The sequence below is a fragment of the Rhizobium ruizarguesonis genome (assembly GCF_017357285.1).
Classification (GTDB): Bacteria; Pseudomonadota; Alphaproteobacteria; order Rhizobiales; family Rhizobiaceae; genus Rhizobium; species Rhizobium ruizarguesonis.
Genome location: NZ_CP071681.1, coordinates 163,780 through 180,094, shown reverse-complemented (window position 1 = coordinate 180,094; position 16,315 = coordinate 163,780). Strand labels below are relative to the sequence as shown.

Genomic DNA, 16,315 nt, shown 5'->3' with positions numbered 1-16,315 from the left:
TTCCTTCAGCCGTTGCGAATGCGTGGATCGAGCCAGGCAAGCAGCAGATCCGAAATCAGTGTGCCGATCAGCGTCAGCATGCTCATCAGCAGGATGAACGTGCCGGCCAGATACATGTCCTGGGCAAATAGCGCATTGAGCAGCAGTGGCCCGGTGATCGGCAGGCTGAGAACGATCGAGACCACCACCGAGCCGGAGACGAGGTGCGGCAGCACCCAGCCGACGGTCGAGACGAACGGGTTGAGTGCTACCCGCACCGGATATTTCAACAACAGCCGGATTTCGCTCAAGCCCCGGGCGCGGGCCATGTCGACATAGGGCTTGTTGAGCTCGTCGAGCAGGTTGGCGCGCATGATCCGGATCAGCGCTGCAGTGGCGCCGGTGCCGAGAACGACGACCGGAATCCACATATGCGACATGAGATCGCCGAGCTTGGCCCAGCTCCAGACCGCATTGATATAGGCGGGCGAAAACAGCCCGCCGGTACTTTGGCCGAAATATTGTGCCGAAACATACATCAGCACCAGCGCCAGCAGGAAGTTCGGGATGGCAAGGCCGAGAAAACCGAAGAAAGTGGCGACGTAATCCCCCACCGAATATTGCCGCACGGCCGAATAGATGCCGATTGGAAAGGCCACCGCCCAGACGAAGAGCAGCGTGGTGACCGAGACCACCATCGTCAGGCCCATGCGGGCCCAGATCAGCTCGCTGACCGGCTTGTTCCAATCGAGGGACTGGCCGAAATCGCCGCGCAGCAGGATGCCGCTGATCCATTTCCAGTATTGGACCGCCCAGGGCTGATCGAGGCCATAGCGTTCACGCAGGCCGGCGATGACGCCGGGATCGATCGTTTCGTTCTGCGAGGCAAGACGCGCGGTCATCGCGGTCAGGAAGTCGCCGGGCGGCAACTGGATGATGATGAAGGTCACGACGGAGATCGCGAACATCATCGGGATCATGTAAAGCAGACGTCTGATGATGAAGCCGGCCATGGTCAAGCTCCTTCAAACGGCGATCGCCGATCGGATGATTGGGACTGGGCTGGTGTTGATGGGGTGGCGCCCGTCGACGCCATCCCTGTCGGTCGCGTGCCGTTACTGCTGGTAGTAGAAGGTCTCCGGTTTGGCCGGTCCCGGTGTCATGTAGAACGATGTGCTCGGAATGACCTTCGGGACATTGCGCATATTGGTCTTGACGATGCCGACGCGGTCCGGCTCCAGGTTGGTGCCGATGACGTAGAATTCGTCACGGGTGATCGCCAGCAGCTCCTTCATCGCCGCCAACTGCTTTTCGAGCGTCGGCGCTTCCTGCACCTGCCGGTAGAGATCCATCTGCTTCTTGGCCGCGGGGCTCGGTTCTTCAGCGTTCGGATCTTTAGGATTCTGGTAATAGAGGCCCCAGGCCGTCGCGAAGCTCGATTCATATTCGTGCGGGAAATACCATTTGGGATCGAGCAGGCCGAGGAAGTCGTAGCCACCGCCGCCAACCCATCCAAGGCCGTCATTCTCATTGTTCTGCAGGCGGGAGAAGATCAGCGAACGTTCGGCCGGGCGGGGCTGCATGTCGATGCCGACGGCCCGCCAGTAGCGCTGGATCATCTCGAGGGCGTCCACCTGGATCGGGCTTCCGGTCAAGGCGTCGATCGCAAAGGTGATCCGCTTGCCGTCCTGACCGAGGCGGTAGCCTTCGGCGTCATGTTTGGTAAGGCCGGCCTTGTCGAGATACTGATTGGCGAGATCGACATTATATTCCAGATACTGCGTCGCCATCTTCTCGTCGTAGAGCGCGGTGCCTTCACGCGGCGCTGCCTGATAAGGCTTGGCCTGTCCGGCATAGATCAGCTGGTTGAGCTCTTCGCGGTTGATGGCGTAGCTGAGGCCGATGCGGAAATCCTTGTTGGAAAAGACAGCGCGCAAGGCCGGATTCTTGTGGGTCTGGTTGAGGGTGATCAGCAGGGCGTTCGACCACGCCGGCCGGGCGATGAACAGGCCGTAGCCGCCTTTCTCCTGGTTCTGCACGATCACCGTACGGGCGTCCGTCGTCTCGATGAAGCGGTTCTGCATGTCGATTTCGCCGCTGATCGCCTTCAGGATGATTGCCTGGGTGTCCTGCATCACATCGATGGTGATACGATCGAAGTAAGGCAGCTGGTTTCCTGCGGTATCCACCTTGGCATAGTATGGATTGCGCTCGGCGACGACCTGGGTGGTGCCGTTATAGGGCGCGGTCAACACCCAGGCATCGAGCGTTGGACGGCCGAGATCGCGCCAACGGCCGGGAAAGCCGATCTTGTTGTTGAAGAGCTGCACCCAGTCGGTTGCACCGGCTGCCTTCACCAGGGCGTCGACGCCGTCGGGATTGAAATCCTTGTGGAATTGCTTGAGGTAGTGCGCCGGTGCGGCCGCCAGAATATCGGAGCCGCGCACAGTGGCCATGTTCATCAGGAACAGACCGTTCGGCGCGGCAAACTTGAAGACGACCTTGTCGTCGGCGAGCTTTTCGACCTTGACGGTCTCCCCGCCCGCGGTCAGCCAGTCGGGTGCTGCAGGCGTGATCTTGGTGTTGCGCAGCACGTTCTCGTTCCACCACACAAGATCGTCTGCGGTAAAGGGCTCGCCGTCCGACCAGCGCGTGCCTTCCCGCAAGGTGAACGTATATTCGGTGGCATTGTCATTGACCTCGACGCTCTTGGCGAGATCGGGGATTACCTCGGTCCATTCCGGATTCCAGCGGACCAGTCTCGTATAGCCGATCGAACGCTCGATCTCGCTGTCGCCACCGCCAAAGGTGGCCGTGCGCCAGGTACCGCCATAGGTACCGACCGATTCAAGTGGTGTGAGCACCAGCGGCTCCTTGGGCAAGCGCTTTTCGACCGGCGGCAGCTTGCCGGCATCGACCAGCGCCTTTAATTCCGGCGACTCCTCAAAGCCGAATGCGGCACCGGCCCAGCCGGCACCCATGAGGATCGCCGCGGCAACGGTCGAGACAACCTGCCGTCTTAAGATTCTGACGTGTTGCATTCCTTCCTCCCAATATTCCGCTCTAGGTTATCGTTAACGTATTCTCCTCTTTCTCTAACGTTATCGTTACCGTTAAATCCTGTCAAAGAGATTCTCAACGCTTTACACTGGCCCGATCATCCTTGGCTTTCCTGGAAATTATGTTAGTTATCGTTATCGTGACTACCTGCACCTTCTAAAGAGACAATCCAGTTGAGCCGCCCCAAAGAGCCAGAATCCAAAATAACCATCGCCGATGTCGCCCGCGCCGCAGGGGTGTCACCGATGACGGTATCGCGCGTGCTCAACGATCGGGGCGGAGCCAGTGCGGAGACCAGTCAACGGATTATTTTAGCGGCGAGCGAACTCAATTACCGGCCCAATCCCTTTGCGCGCGGATTGCGGTCCGATCGATCGAAGGCCATCGGCCTTCTCGTTCCCGACATCACCAATCCGTTCTTTCCCGAAGTCATCAGGGGAGCCGAGGATGCCGCAAGTGCTGCCGGCTACAATCTGCTTCTGTCGAATGTCGTCGAAAACAGCAAGCGGGAGGAAGAACTCATCGAAACGCTGCTGCGGCATCGGGTCGACGGGATCATCGTCTGCAGCCCGCGGCTGCCCGACGCCGCCCTGCACAAGGCGCTGGCGCCCCACCGCGCCGTGGTGCTCATCAACCGCGAGGCGCCCAACGAGGTCGCCGGGACGATTGTCACCGACTACGAGACGGGAGCGTCGCGTGCCATCGACCATCTGGTCGAGCGCGGGCGCCGCAGGATAGCGATCATTGCCGGGCCGCGCAGTTCGTTTGGCGGCAAGAGCCGTCTTGTCGGCTTTCGCAAGACGCTGTCGGCCCACGGGCTCAAGGCGCAAGGCATGGTTTATTGCGATCCGACCGCCGCAGGCGGGCAAACGGCGGCCGCGCAACTGCTGGCGGAGACGCCCGGCATCGATGCCCTTGTCTGCTACAACGACCTCAATGCGATCGGCGCCATGAAGGCCTGCCGGGCCGCCGGCGTTTCGATCCCCGGGCAAATCGCCCTGATCGGTTTCGACGACATTCCGACTGCCGAACTGCTGTCTCCGGCGCTCACCACCTTGCGGGTGCAAAAACGGGAAATGGGGGAGGAAGCCGTGCGTCTGCTGCTCAGCCGCATCGCCACCAGAAACCGCCAGCACGGCATCGTCATCGTGCCCGAGCTCATCGTCCGCGAAACAACCTGAACGCCCCGGAGCATGATGCCGAAAAGTGTGAGCGGTTTTCGGGACGACATCATGCTCCAACGCTTAAAGTTTGGAACAGGAGGAATATCCGATGGATAGCAACAATCTGCAGTCACTGGCCCTGCCTGAGGAGAAGAAGGCCTGGTTCGTCCACGACCGCTTCGGCATGTTCGTGCACTGGGGGCTTTATGCGCTGCCGGCACGCCATGAATGGGTCAAGAGCCGCGAAGAACTGAACGACGCCGACTACCAGAAATATTTCGACCATTTCGATCCCGATCTCTACGACCCCAGTGAATGGGCCAGACGCGCGAAAGCTGCGGGCATGAAATATGTCGTGCTGACGACCAAGCACCATGAAGGCTTCTGCCTCTGGGACACCAAGGCGACCGACTTCAAGGTGACCAACACGCCTTATGGACGAGATCTGCTCGGTCCATTCGTCGACGCCTTCCGCGCAGAGGGACTGAGGATCGGATTCTACTATTCGCTGATCGACTGGCATCATCCCGACTTCACCGTCGATCCGCGCCACCCGCAGCGCAATCACCCCGATGCGCTGAAAATCAACGAAGGCCGGGACATGCACCGCTATGCCGCCTTCATGCGCGAGCAGGTCCGCGAACTCCTGACGGACTTCGGCCAGATCGACATCATGTGGTTCGATTTCAGCTATCCGCAATGGAAGCTCGGGGAACTGGTCGGAAAGGGCCATCAGGATTGGGAAAGCGAGAAACTCGTGCGTCTGGTGCGCGAACTCGCCCCCGACATCATCATCAACAATCGGCTCGATCTCGCCGGCCTGCAGCCTGACATCGTCACGCCGGAGCAATATATGCCGCGCGCCCGGCCGCTCCGCGATGGCAGGCGTGTCGTCTGGGAAGCGTGCCACACGCTCAGCGGTTCCTGGGGCTATCACCGCGACGAGGACACCTGGAAAAGCACGGAACAACTTGTGCAGATGCTGGTCGGCACCGTTGCCATGGGTGGTAATCTGCTGATGAATGTCGGGCCGACGGCGCGCGGCACGCTCGACCATCGCGCGATTGCAGCCCTTGCCGCTTATGAGGAGTGGATGGCGCTGCACGAGCGCAGCATCGTCGGCTGCACCCAGTCCGACTTCGCCGCTCCGGCCGATTGCCGCCTAACCCAGAATGGCGATCGTCTCTACATCCATCTCTTCAACTGGCCCTATCGCCATCTGCATTTCGATGCGTTGGCGGGGCAAGTCGAATATGCGCAATTCCTGCATGATGGCAGCGAAGTCACCTGGCTGCGCCCGTCCGCCAATACCTTGTGGGCAAACACCCAGTTCCCCGTCGGCGAGGATCAATTGACATTCGTCCTGCCGGTGCGCCGACCTCAGATCGTGGTCCCTGTCATCGAAGTTAAGCTCAAGGCAGGAAGCGCCCCGGCCATTCAGGATTAGAGGGCGGCGGATGATCGCGCAGGTGAGATAGATTGCCTGAGCGGGTGAGGCATGAGCCCGCTCAGAAGAGCGGCTCGGTCGGTCCCGCCAGATGCCGACAGTGACTTACGGATTGGCTTCGGTGGTTTCCACGAAGAGCTGGTTGAGTTGCTTCATCTCGAGTGCATGGGCGCGCTTTCTAATGACGGCTGCCTGTTTGAGCGTAGCAAGGTTGTCAGTTATGTCGATGAGATGAGCATCGGCGACGAGTATCTCCGCTTCAATCCTTCCCTGCTCTCTCAATTGCCAGACATCCCTGACGCGAAATTGAACCATTATCGTGGCGAAGAGCGCCACGAGTGCGGAGGTCGCCATTGGCAGCCATTGGGGGACAACCGGGCCATAGGCCGAAAACAACGAGGAGAGACCGCTCAAAACGATGATCCCCAATGTGAGAAAATTCCAGAGATATTGATTGAACTTGGAGGAGCGCGCATAGCCATTTCGATGCGTTCGAAGATCGCGCAAAGTCTGCATTTTGATCTCGACGGCGTCCGATGGAAGCATGCTTTCAACCGTCTCCTGCTCGATCTCCCGTCTTGCCGCCAAAATTACGTTGATGATAGCGATAATTATCCCGAAGGTAATCATGAACCAGGCGACGTAGCGCAAAGGGACGTCATCGAGAATGACGTTTGGAAAAAACTCAGGTTGAAAAAATTCAATTAAAGCGCCAAGCGATATCAAGAATACAGAAAAGACAACCACAACTATCGAAAGCATCGCCGCCATATTTCTATATCTGCCATTCAGTGTCATTTTCTGAAATCGAACCGAGTCATCCTCATCCTTTCTGAACAAGTCCATCATCCTATCCTCGAGACTATAGGTTTAACCACAGTCAACCTTGTACGACGCCAGAAAGCAAGTAACGTTTGCGACGAAATACTTGATGGATCGAATTGCAGACAACCGCGATCCGGTCGATATGTCCCATGGCGCGAAAACCAACCGTCATATCGCCCACGTTCAGGCTGGGGTAGCCTCCGCCTGTTGAATTCGGTCGCTTCAGGATAGGCTGATCGCTAGCGGTCGGTCGAGATCGCGGCGGATAGGACAGGGACCTATGGCAAGCGCTTCGTCGCCGCAATTGGGATGATGGACAGCGGCTGTTTGCTTTGCCGGGGGCCTTGACTTCGCCTTGCCATGTCTACCGGCAATTGCGGTTCTCCAGACCAGTAGAAGGCACCTGCTGCGCTGTTATGCGAGGTATTTTTGCCCAGCCTGACAGCCACTTGAAAACCGGCGCTGCCTGAGCGGACAGGAGATGGGGCCTGCTCAGGAGAATGGCTCGGTCGGTCCCGCCGCCGGATTGGTCAGCCAGCATGGTCCCTCGGCGGTCATGTACATATGGTCTTCCAGCCGGATCCCGAATTTCCCGGGGAAGACGATCATCGGTTCGTTGGAAAAACACATGCCGGCGGCAAGCGGCGTATCGTTGCCGCGAACGATGTAGGGTTCCTCATGGATCTCGAGCCCGAGGCCATGACCGGCGCGATGCGGCAAACCTGGCAGGCGATAGTTGGGGCCGAGGGAGTGTTTGGCAAGCACCTTGCGGGCCGCATCGTCGAGGCTCGAGCAGGTGGCGCCGATCCGGGCCGCGTCGAAGACGGCCTGTTGCGCCTCGCGCTCGATCCACCAGGCCCGTTCGAACGCGCTTTCGCCGCCCTCCAGCATATAGGTCCTGGTGATATCGGAATGATAACCGTCGATCCGGCAGCCGGTATCGATGAGAATGACGTCGTCACGACCAAGGACCTGATCGCCGTCGGCGCCATGCGGAAGCGAGGTCGCCGCGCCGAAGGAGACGATGCAGAATGTCGAGCCGGCATCGGCGCCGGCCTGGCGATGCTGCCGGTCGATGAAATTGACCACCTCGGACGATTTGATGCCCGGCTTCAAAAGCCCATGCGCTTGCCTGTGGACGTCAAGCGTCAGGTTCATCGCATACTGGATGAGGGCAATCTCCGCGGCCGATTTGATGCAACGCAGGTCGCGGATCAGCCGCCCGCCATCGGCAAGCCTCGCCGCGCCCATCTCCGCTGCCAATGCATGATAGAAGAAAAGCGGCAAACCATCGTCGAGGGCAAGTCTGCCGCCCTGGGCAACAAGGCGGGCGATGAGAGCGGCGCTGCTCTCCTCCTCTTTCCAGACCAGGATTTCCCCCGGCAGATGCGGCAGCGTTTCGACGCGGCTGCGCTCGAACCCCGGAACGATGTAGGAAATGGTCGCGGGCGTGACGAGCGCGCCGAGGAACCTCTCGCTCGGATGCCAGACCAGCCCCGTGAAGTAATGCAGGCTTTCGGTCGGCCCAAGAAGCACGCCAGCCAATCCTTCGGCTTCGATCATTTTGCGAAGCCTGGCGAGGCGGTTCTGCCGTTCGTCCTCGGTTATGCGGGGTACCGTATGCTGCCATGACATGTTGTATTCCTGCTTTTTCTGCGCTTTCAGATCGATGAAGGCCGCGCCTTGCAACGGGGATCTTGAATCGACACTAATGCCGCTGTAGGCAATATGTCGACATGAAAATGAGGAAATGGCGATGGCGGTCGAATACACCATACCGGGCATGCTGATACGCGATCATATGGTCGACGTTCCCCTGGATTGGTCGAAGCCGGAGGGGGAGACGATCCGGGTTTTCGCACGCGAAGTATGCGATCCCGCCCGCCGTCGCGAAACACTGCCGTTGCTGGCTTTCCTCCAAGGCGGTCCTGGCGGAAAATCGCCGCGGCCGAGCAATGGCGGGCCGCCATGGCTTGCCGAAGCTCTCAAGACGCACCGCGTTATCCTGATCGACCAGCGCGGTACCGGGCGCAGCAGCCGGATCGAAAGTGCGACGATGGAGCATTTTGCCGACGGCAGGGCCGCAGCCGACTATCTCAGCCTCTTTCGCGCCGACAGCATCGTTGCCGATTGCGAATATCTGAGGAAGGTCGTCTTCGGCGGCGGGCGCTGGCAGACGCTTGGCCAGAGCTATGGCGGCTTCCTGACGCTCACCTATCTCTCCAAGGCGCCGGAGGGACTTTCCGCCTGTTATGTCACCGGCGGCCTTGCCGGCCTTAGGGCGACGGCCGATGATGTCTATCGGCGCACCTACCCGCGCGTTGCCGAAAAGAACGCCGCCTATTACCGCCGCTACCCCGGGGATGCCGAGCGCATCGGACGGATCGCCGACTATATCGAGGCCAACGAGGTGCGGCTGCACGATGGCGATCGCCTCTCCGTTCGCCGCTTTCAGACCATCGGCATCGATTTCGGCATGGCGCCGGGTTACGAGAACATCCATTGGCTGGTCGACGAGGCCTTCTCCGGTCCCAATGAAGACCGTCTCTCCGATCGCTTCCTCGCTTCGGTGATGTCGCTGACCTCCTATGACGACAATCCGCTCTTCGCCGTTCTGCAGGAAAGCATCTATGGCCAGGCCGGGACGCCGACTGCCTGGGCGGCCGAACGCATCCGCGCCGAGCATCCGGCCTTTGCCGGCGACCGGCGGCCGCTGCTGTTGACGGGGGAGATGATGTATCCCTGGATGTTCGAGGAGATCCGCTCGCTGCGGCCCTTTAGGGCAGGTGTCGAGGCGCTAGCCGCATATGAACGCTACGAGCCGCTCTATGCTCCGGCACGTCTCGCGGCAAACGAGGTGCCGGTCGCCGCCGTTATCTATCATGACGACATGTATGTCGATGCCGGGCTTTCGCTCGAAACGGCGCGCCACGTCGCCAACCTGCAGGCATGGGTGACCAACGAATTCGAGCATGACGGCGTTCGCCAGTCGGCGGCTGTCCTGCGCAGGCTGATGACCTTGGTCAGGGAACAAGGCGGCCCCCTCGCCTCCTGAGGCCCGAACGGTTCATTGCTCTCGTCGCATCAGGACATGCTGATCGCCACCGGCCGGTCGAGGTCGCGGGCGATATATTCCTGGATCTGGCGGACGATCTGTCCGGCGTGGGCGATCGCCAATTGGTCGGCCCGCTCGACGTCGCCGGTCTCGATCGCGGCGATGATCTCCTCGTGTTCGTCGACATACTGGCGCGGCAGACGGTCGTCGAATGTCGAGTAGTAAAGGCGCAGGATGCGGCGGCCCTCGTCGAGCAGCCTGGCGAAGAAGGCCGTGTAATAGGGATTGCCGGCAAGTTCGGCGATCGCGACGTGAAATTCGCGGTTCGCTTCGATCATCGCATAGGCGTCGCGCGCGGCAACCGCGTCGGCGAAGTCCTTCTGGTGCCGGCGGACGGTCTTCATGATCTCACCGTTTCGCCGTTGTGCGGCGCCGCGGGTCGTCACCCGGTACATCAGCGTCAGCGCTTCGAAATAGGTGGGCAGGCTTGCGAAATCGATCGTCGCGACGATCGTGTTCCTGTTCGGCAGCGTCGTGACGAGCCCGTCGGCGGCGAGCCGCAACAGCGCCTCGCGAATGGGAGTCCGCGACATCCGGAAACGCTCCGACAGCCGCACCTCGTCGAGTGGACTGCCGGGTTCCAGCGCCATCGACAGGATTTCCTGCCTGAGTGTCACATAGACGCTCTGCGTGCCAGAGCCGCGCACCCGCACATTTTCCGCATCGTTCCGCATCCGTCCGCCCTCTTTCGTTAGAGCCTTGTATTTCGTTTCGGCCGATTCTCGCAATGTCGGCCGTCGAGGGCCTCAAATTTGTAAGCTCACATCATTGAATCTTGTCGACAGTTTGTATATAAGGCAACCAGTTTCAACGAGGCTCGATCAATGACCACAGGATGGAAGGGCGTATTTCCCGCCGTAACGACACAGTTCAACGATGATCTTTCCGTTGATCTGCCCTCGACCCAGCGCGTCCAGGACGCGCTTGTAAACGATGGCGTCAACGGACTGATCGTCATGGGCACATGTGGCGAGAACAATTCGCTGGACCCCGAGGAGAAGCGCACGATCCTGAAGGCCGCCGTCGAGGTCGTCAACGGCCGCGTCCCCGTCGTCACCGGCGTCTCCGAATTCGACACGCGCCGTGCCGTCGCCTATGCTCGCGACGCCGAAAAGCTCGGCGCCGACGGCCTGATGCTGCTGCCGGCCATGGTTTATGTGCCGAAGCCCGAAGAACTGATCGCACATTTCCGCACCGTCGCCGAAGCGACCTCGCTGCCGATCATGCTGTACAACAACCCGCCGGCCTACCGCGTCAATATCGGCGCCGATGTGCTGAAGGTGCTTGCCGACGTGCCGAACATCAAGGCGGTCAAGGAAAGTGCGCCGGATCCGCGCCGCTTCACCGATCTCATCAATGAATTCGGTGATCGTTTCGATATCTTCGCCGGTCTCGACGACGTCGCGCTTGAAGGCCTGATGCTCGGTGCCAAGGGCTGGGTCTCGGGCTTGACCAGCGCCTTCCCGGAGGAATCCGTGCAGCTCGTTGCCGCCGCCGAACGCGGCGACTGGGAAGAGGCCCGCAAGATCTATCGCTGGTTCATGCCGCTTCTGCACCTCGATGCCGAACACGACCTCGTCCAGTCGATCAAGCTCGCCGAGCAGATCATGGGCCGCGGCTCCGAGCGCGTTCGCCTGCCGCGCCTGCCGCTTTCGGGCGCCCGCCGCGCCGAAGTCACCGCCATGGTCGAGAAGGCCGCTGCCACGCGTCCTTCGAAGATCCGCCAGGCTGCCTGATCAACGAGGCCGGCGACCCCGCGGTTGCCGGCCTTTTGCGTGTTTGCGGTTCAGGCAAGCGCCAGCGACCGGCCGGTCTCCGGATCGAACAGATGCATCTGGTTCATGTTGAGCGAGAGCGGCATCGTCGACATCGGCCTGGGCCCGCTCTCGGGATCGATGCAGGCGCAAAGACTTGCCTCGCCGATGCCGAAATAGACCATGGTCTCCGGCCCGAGTGGTTCCACAAGATCGATCTTCGCTTCGATGTCGGCATAACCAGGACGGGCCTGGCGCTCGGTGATCGATTCCGGCCTGATGCCGAAGACGACTGATTTGCCGGTATGGCTGGCATAGTCGCCGGCGCGCGCTTCCGGCACGGCAAGCTCGCTGCCGTCAGTCAGCTTGACGACGAGATCCTTCTCTCCTGATAGCAGCGTCGCGGACAGGAAATTCATCGACGGCGAGCCGATGAAACCGGCGACGAACTGGCTGACGGGGCGATGATAGAGCGCCTGCGGCGGCCCCGCCTGTTCGATGATGCCGCCATTCATCACCACGACACGATCCGCCATGGTCATCGCCTCGACCTGGTCGTGCGTGACGTAGACGGTCGTCGTCGGCAACAGCTGATGCAGCCGCTTGATCTCCGTGCGCATCTGCACGCGAAGCTTGGCATCGAGGTTGGACAACGGCTCGTCGAAGAGAAAGACTTTCGGATTTCGCACGATCGCGCGTCCCATCGCGACACGCTGGCGCTGGCCGCCCGAAAGCTGGCCCGGGCGCCGGCCGAGCAGCTCGCTGATATGCAGGGTTTCCGCCGCCCTGATGATACGCGCGTCGATCTCGCTCTTGGCAAGCTTCTGCTGCTCCAGGCAGAACGAAATATTCTCCCGCACCGTCATGTGCGGATAGAGCGCGTAGTTCTGAAAGACCATGGCGATATCGCGTTTGCCCGGGCCGAGCCGGTTGACGACCTGGTCGCCGATGACGATCTCACCGCCGGTAATGTGTTCGAGACCCGCAATCATACGCAATGTCGTCGATTTTCCGCATCCCGACGGCCCCACGAAAACGACGAATTCATTGTCTTCGATGTCAAGGCTGATGCCGCGCACGGCCTCGTAGATGCCATAGGATTTGACGATGCTCTTCAGTTCCAGCCGTGCCATGGTTTTCTCCTAGACCTCCTGCAACCAGATCGCCATCGCTCCGGGCTCGCGATTGGCCCAGAGGTGATAGGGGATCGCCGTGAAGGGCCGCTCCTTCAGCGAGGGAGGCGCGGTGCGATAGAGTGCATTCTGCCAATCGGCTATATCGGCTTCGAGCGCGGTGCCTTCGAGGACAGTCGCTCCGCCGAGAAGCGCGGCATCGTAACGGGCAGAAATTTCCTCAGATGCCGGCAAGCGAAGCCGCTGCGGCTCGCCGCCGAGGTCCGTCTCCTCGATGCAATAGACGACAGGCCCGCGCCGCAGCGCGACGCGTCCGCTGTCTTCGGAGACGGCAGGATGCGCGTAGATGCGCTCGACCGGCATGGAGAAGCCGATGCGGACCTCGTCACCATTGCGCCATTCCCTTGATATTGCCGCATAACCCTTCGTCACGCATTGATCGAGATCGACGGCAACGCCGTTGACCGAGATCTGCGCCTGCCTGCACCATCCGGGGATACGAAGACGAAGCTGAAACCGGCTTGGCCTCTCGACGGCGAACCGCAGGCTGATGTCGCCATCCCAGGGATATTGCGTCTCCTGGATCAGGCGCACGAAGCTGTCGCCGACTGTCAGCTCGGCGGAATTGGTGCCGTAGAGATGGACGGCCAGCTCATGCTCACCCGTGGAATAGAAATATTGGCCGAGCGACGTGATGAAACGGGCAATGTTGGTCGGGCAGCAGGGGCAGTAATGCCATTTCCACCGGCGGTGCTGACCGTGGCTTTCAAGGACGTTCTCATAGAAATAATGTTCGCCGTCGCGCGAGATGCCGGACAGCGCGCCGTTGTAGAGCACCGTTTCCAGCCTGTCGGTGAACTTGCCGTCGAGATCGACCTGCGCCATGCGATGGCTCCAGAAGCCGAGCGCGACGGCTGCGCATGTCTCGGCATAGGCCGTCTCGTTCGGCAGGTCGAATTCCCGGGTGAACCCTTCATTGGATGCCGATGGGCCAAGGCCGCCGGTCACGTAGAGCTGGCGGCTGACCAGATTGTCGAAAAGCCGGTCGCAGGCCTCCTTCAATGTCGGATCGTCGTTCTCACGGGAGAGATCCGCCATCGCAGAAAACAGGTACATGGCGCGAACCGCATGTCCGACGACCTGGTGCTGGTCGCGCACCGGCATATGGGCCTGGCTATAGGCATATGTCTTGTAGACGTAATCATCGGGGCTCTCGCCGCGCTTGCGAGCCTCCTCATCGTAATATGAGGGCATCCGGCCACGTTCGTCGACGAAATAGGTCGCAAGCCTCAGATGCCGCGGATCTCGCGTCACACGGTAGAGCTTGACCAGCGCCAGCTCGATTTCCTCATGGGCATCGTAACCCCTGAGCTTTCCGGGCTCCGCACCGAAGGTGGCGATGATATGGTCGACTGCGCGGATCATCACATCGAGGAAACGGCGCTTTCCCGTCGCCTCGTAATAGGCGACGGCCCCTTCCAGCAGGTGGCCCATCGAATACATCTCGTGCAGGTCGCGCAGATTGGTCCAGCGCCTGTCCGGCTCGCGGCGAATGAACCAGCTGTTGAGGTAGCCATCCGCCATCTGCCCTTTTTCGAGCTTCTCGACGATGGCGTCGATCTTCGTTTCGAGCGCAGCATTCGGGTAAGCCTTCAGCGTATAACTTGCGGCCTCGATCCATTTGCCGAAATCGGAATCGAAGAAATGCTGCATCGACAGTCCGCTCGGCTGGATCGGGCGCACCAGCGGCGCGGCCGGCTTGTCAAAATCGAGCACCTCGAGGAAGCCCTCCTCTTCCAGCCGCTTGTGCTGCGTCGGGATGGTGACGTTGCGGACCGTCTCCGTCCAGCTCTGCCAGAAACCGCCATCGAATACGACACCGGAATGGTCGGCAGGCCTGTATCGCTGCCGTCCCGCAGCGCGTGCCGGTTGGAAACGAGGTGAGCTGGTCATGAGGACTCCTGAGCGGGACGAGCGCTGTTACTTCACGGCGCCGGCCGTCAGGCCGCGCACGTAATATCGTTGCAAGAGAAGGAAAAGCAGGATGCAGGGGACCATGGTCACGGCGATGCCGGCCTGCAGCGCGCCCCAGTCGATGATGCCATAGATGCCCGACGAAACATTGACCAGCATGATCGGCAGCGTGAACTTGTTCTGGTCGGACAGAAAGATGAGGGCGGCGAGGAATTCGTTCCAGGAATTCAGGAAGGCGAACATCGCAACGGTTGCGACACCGGGAAGCGCGATCGGCAGCATGATCCGGCGCAGGATCGTCGCCTGCGAGGCGCCATCTATCCGTGCCGCTTCGATCAGCGCCTTCGGCACCGCGTCGAAGGCGTTGCGCATCATGAAGACGGAAAAAGGAAGCTGGAAGGTCACGTAGATCAGCACCAGCCCGAAAAGGCTGTTTTGCAGGCGGAAGACTTTCAGGATCAGGAAAAGCGGCGTCAGGATCGACTGGAACGGGATCATCATCGTTGCCATGATCAGCACGAAGAGCAGCGACTGGCCGGGAAAGCGGAATTTCGAAAAACCGTATCCCGCCGGCACCGAGACGAGCACCGTCAGGACCACCGTTCCGGCGGCGATCAGTACCGAATTGCCGGCATAGACGTACCAGCCGGCGCCGACATGCTCGAGGCGGCGGTAGTTTTCAAGCGAGAAGGCTTTCGAGAAGAGCGCTGCCGGATCGGCAAGTGCTGCGGCCGCGGGCTTGAAGGAATTGGCGAAGGACCAGACGATCGGCATCACGAAGAAGATGGCAAAGACGCATGCCGTCAGGACGAAAGCGAGATAACCGAGCCGCTCGCTCGCCGGCTTCGCTGCGAGACTGTGGTTGAGCCGTTCCATCAGCCCTCCTCCGGCCGCTGGCGCAGCAGGACGAACTGGATCGCGCTGATCGCCACCAGGACGACGAGAAGGGCAAAGGAGATCGCCGAGCCATAACCGAGACGGTAGGATGAGAACGAGGCGAGATAGATCGAGAAGACCGCGGAGATCGTGCTGTTCTCAGGGCCGCCCTGGGTGATGATGAAGAACTGGTCGAAGGCCAGCATCGATGAAGTGACGTTGAGGACGAGCGCCAGCACCACCGAGTTCCTCATCAAAGGCAGCGTGATCCGGCGAAACCGGCTCCAGACGCTGGCGCCGTCGATCCTGGCGGCTTCGATGACGTCGTTCGATATGCTCTGAAGGCCGGTCAGGAGGATGATCATCGTGAAGCCCGCTGTTTTCCAGACGACCATCAGGATGACGACGCCGAGTGCTGGCCAGAAACTTTCGAGCGGCCTCGGCGCGCTGTCGATGATGCCCGCTCCGCGCAGCAGCTGCGCAAAGACGCCACTATCGGGATTGAGCAGCCACATCCACAATGTCGAAGCCGCCCCGAAGCCGATGACGACGGGCATGAAATAGATCGTGCGGAAAAAGCCGGCGATCCGCAGCGGCCGGTCGACGAGCAGCGCCAGGGGAAAGGCCACCAGGAAGATCGCAGCCGTGACCAGCACCGTGTAGAGCAGCGTGAAGCCCAGGGAATGCCAGAGCTGGGTGTCGCTGATCAGTTCGGCATAGTTCGAAAGACCGATGAACTTCGTCCGGCCGAGAAGCGGCCAGTTGTAGAAGCTCATCCAGACCGTCATGACAAGCGGCACGAGGAAGAGCACGACGATGAACAGCAAGCCCGGCAGGATGAAGGCAAGACCAAGCCAACCCTTCGGCTCGGGCTCTCCGGTTGCGACTGCGCGCCTCCGGTTGCGAAGTGTCGAGGATATCACCGCAACTCCTCCTTCCGTTTGAATGTGGAGATGTGGAGGGAACGGCAGGGCATCCGTGGATACCCT

13 protein-coding genes are annotated in these 16,315 nt (G+C 60.6%); 4 read left to right on the top strand and 9 right to left on the bottom strand.

Annotated features, from left to right (window positions below; all coding sequences use genetic code 11):
* Positions 1 to 5 precede the first annotated feature (5 nt).
* Together J3P73_RS32005 and J3P73_RS32000 are read right to left on the bottom strand one after the other, a co-directional pair.
* Complete coding sequence (locus J3P73_RS32005; protein WP_018071808.1) at positions 6 to 992, bottom strand: ABC transporter permease; 987 nt, start codon at positions 990 to 992, stop codon at positions 6 to 8.
* A 102-nt stretch (positions 993 to 1,094) separates the two neighbouring features.
* A complete protein-coding gene (locus tag J3P73_RS32000) occupies positions 1,095 to 3,020 on the bottom strand; it encodes an ABC transporter substrate-binding protein (RefSeq protein ID WP_024322557.1) in 1,926 nt (641 codons plus the stop codon).
* Between the two features lie 192 nt (positions 3,021 to 3,212).
* Here J3P73_RS32000 and J3P73_RS31995 point away from each other — a divergent pair, with 192 nt between their 5' ends.
* Together J3P73_RS31995 and J3P73_RS31990 are read left to right on the top strand one after the other, a co-directional pair.
* Positions 3,213 to 4,220, top strand: coding sequence for a LacI family DNA-binding transcriptional regulator (locus tag J3P73_RS31995; protein WP_207580208.1), 1,008 nt, complete (start codon positions 3,213 to 3,215; stop codon positions 4,218 to 4,220).
* 70 nt (positions 4,221 to 4,290) lie between these two features.
* Positions 4,291 to 5,649: an alpha-L-fucosidase gene (locus tag J3P73_RS31990; RefSeq protein ID WP_392713497.1), complete on the top strand. Its 1,359-nt coding sequence runs from the start codon at positions 4,291 to 4,293 to the stop codon at positions 5,647 to 5,649.
* 105 nt (positions 5,650 to 5,754) lie between these two features.
* Here J3P73_RS31990 and J3P73_RS31985 read toward each other — a convergent pair whose 3' ends face one another.
* Positions 5,755 to 6,495: a cation diffusion facilitator family transporter gene (locus J3P73_RS31985; RefSeq protein WP_130657577.1), complete on the bottom strand. Its 741-nt coding sequence runs from the start codon at positions 6,493 to 6,495 to the stop codon at positions 5,755 to 5,757.
* Between the two features lie 471 nt (positions 6,496 to 6,966).
* Entirely contained in the window at positions 6,967 to 8,109 is a 1,143-nt protein-coding gene (locus tag J3P73_RS31980) for a M24 family metallopeptidase (protein ID WP_207580206.1), read from the bottom strand.
* 121 nt (positions 8,110 to 8,230) lie between these two features.
* On the opposite strand from J3P73_RS31980, the gene J3P73_RS31975 reads away from it, so the two are divergent.
* A complete protein-coding gene (locus J3P73_RS31975) occupies positions 8,231 to 9,529 on the top strand; it encodes an alpha/beta fold hydrolase (RefSeq protein ID WP_207580205.1) in 1,299 nt (432 codons plus the stop codon).
* A gap of 29 nt (positions 9,530 to 9,558) precedes the next feature.
* Here J3P73_RS31975 and J3P73_RS31970 read toward each other — a convergent pair whose 3' ends face one another.
* Positions 9,559 to 10,263: a GntR family transcriptional regulator gene (locus tag J3P73_RS31970; protein ID WP_130714178.1), complete on the bottom strand. Its 705-nt coding sequence runs from the start codon at positions 10,261 to 10,263 to the stop codon at positions 9,559 to 9,561.
* 150 nt (positions 10,264 to 10,413) lie between these two features.
* Between J3P73_RS31970 and J3P73_RS31965 the strand changes: the two genes are divergently transcribed.
* Positions 10,414 to 11,325: a dihydrodipicolinate synthase family protein gene (locus J3P73_RS31965; RefSeq protein WP_018483059.1), complete on the top strand. Its 912-nt coding sequence runs from the start codon at positions 10,414 to 10,416 to the stop codon at positions 11,323 to 11,325.
* A gap of 50 nt (positions 11,326 to 11,375) precedes the next feature.
* Here the strand turns inward: J3P73_RS31965 and J3P73_RS31960 are convergent, their stop codons facing one another.
* From J3P73_RS31960 to J3P73_RS31945, 4 genes are read right to left on the bottom strand one after another with little or no spacing between them, the layout of a single operon-like run.
* Positions 11,376 to 12,476, bottom strand: a complete 1,101-nt coding sequence (locus J3P73_RS31960) for an ABC transporter ATP-binding protein (protein WP_207580204.1) — start codon at positions 12,474 to 12,476, stop codon at positions 11,376 to 11,378.
* Between the two features lie 9 nt (positions 12,477 to 12,485).
* Positions 12,486 to 14,429: a glycoside hydrolase family 127 protein gene (locus J3P73_RS31955; RefSeq protein ID WP_207580203.1), complete on the bottom strand. Its 1,944-nt coding sequence runs from the start codon at positions 14,427 to 14,429 to the stop codon at positions 12,486 to 12,488.
* Between the two features lie 27 nt (positions 14,430 to 14,456).
* Positions 14,457 to 15,326, bottom strand: a complete 870-nt coding sequence (locus tag J3P73_RS31950) for a carbohydrate ABC transporter permease (protein WP_018071796.1) — start codon at positions 15,324 to 15,326, stop codon at positions 14,457 to 14,459.
* A complete protein-coding gene (locus J3P73_RS31945; RefSeq protein ID WP_018483063.1) occupies positions 15,326 to 16,249 on the bottom strand; it encodes a carbohydrate ABC transporter permease in 924 nt (307 codons plus the stop codon). The genes J3P73_RS31950 and J3P73_RS31945 overlap by 1 nt, the downstream gene beginning before the upstream one ends.
* Between the last annotated feature and the right edge of the window lie 66 nt (positions 16,250 to 16,315).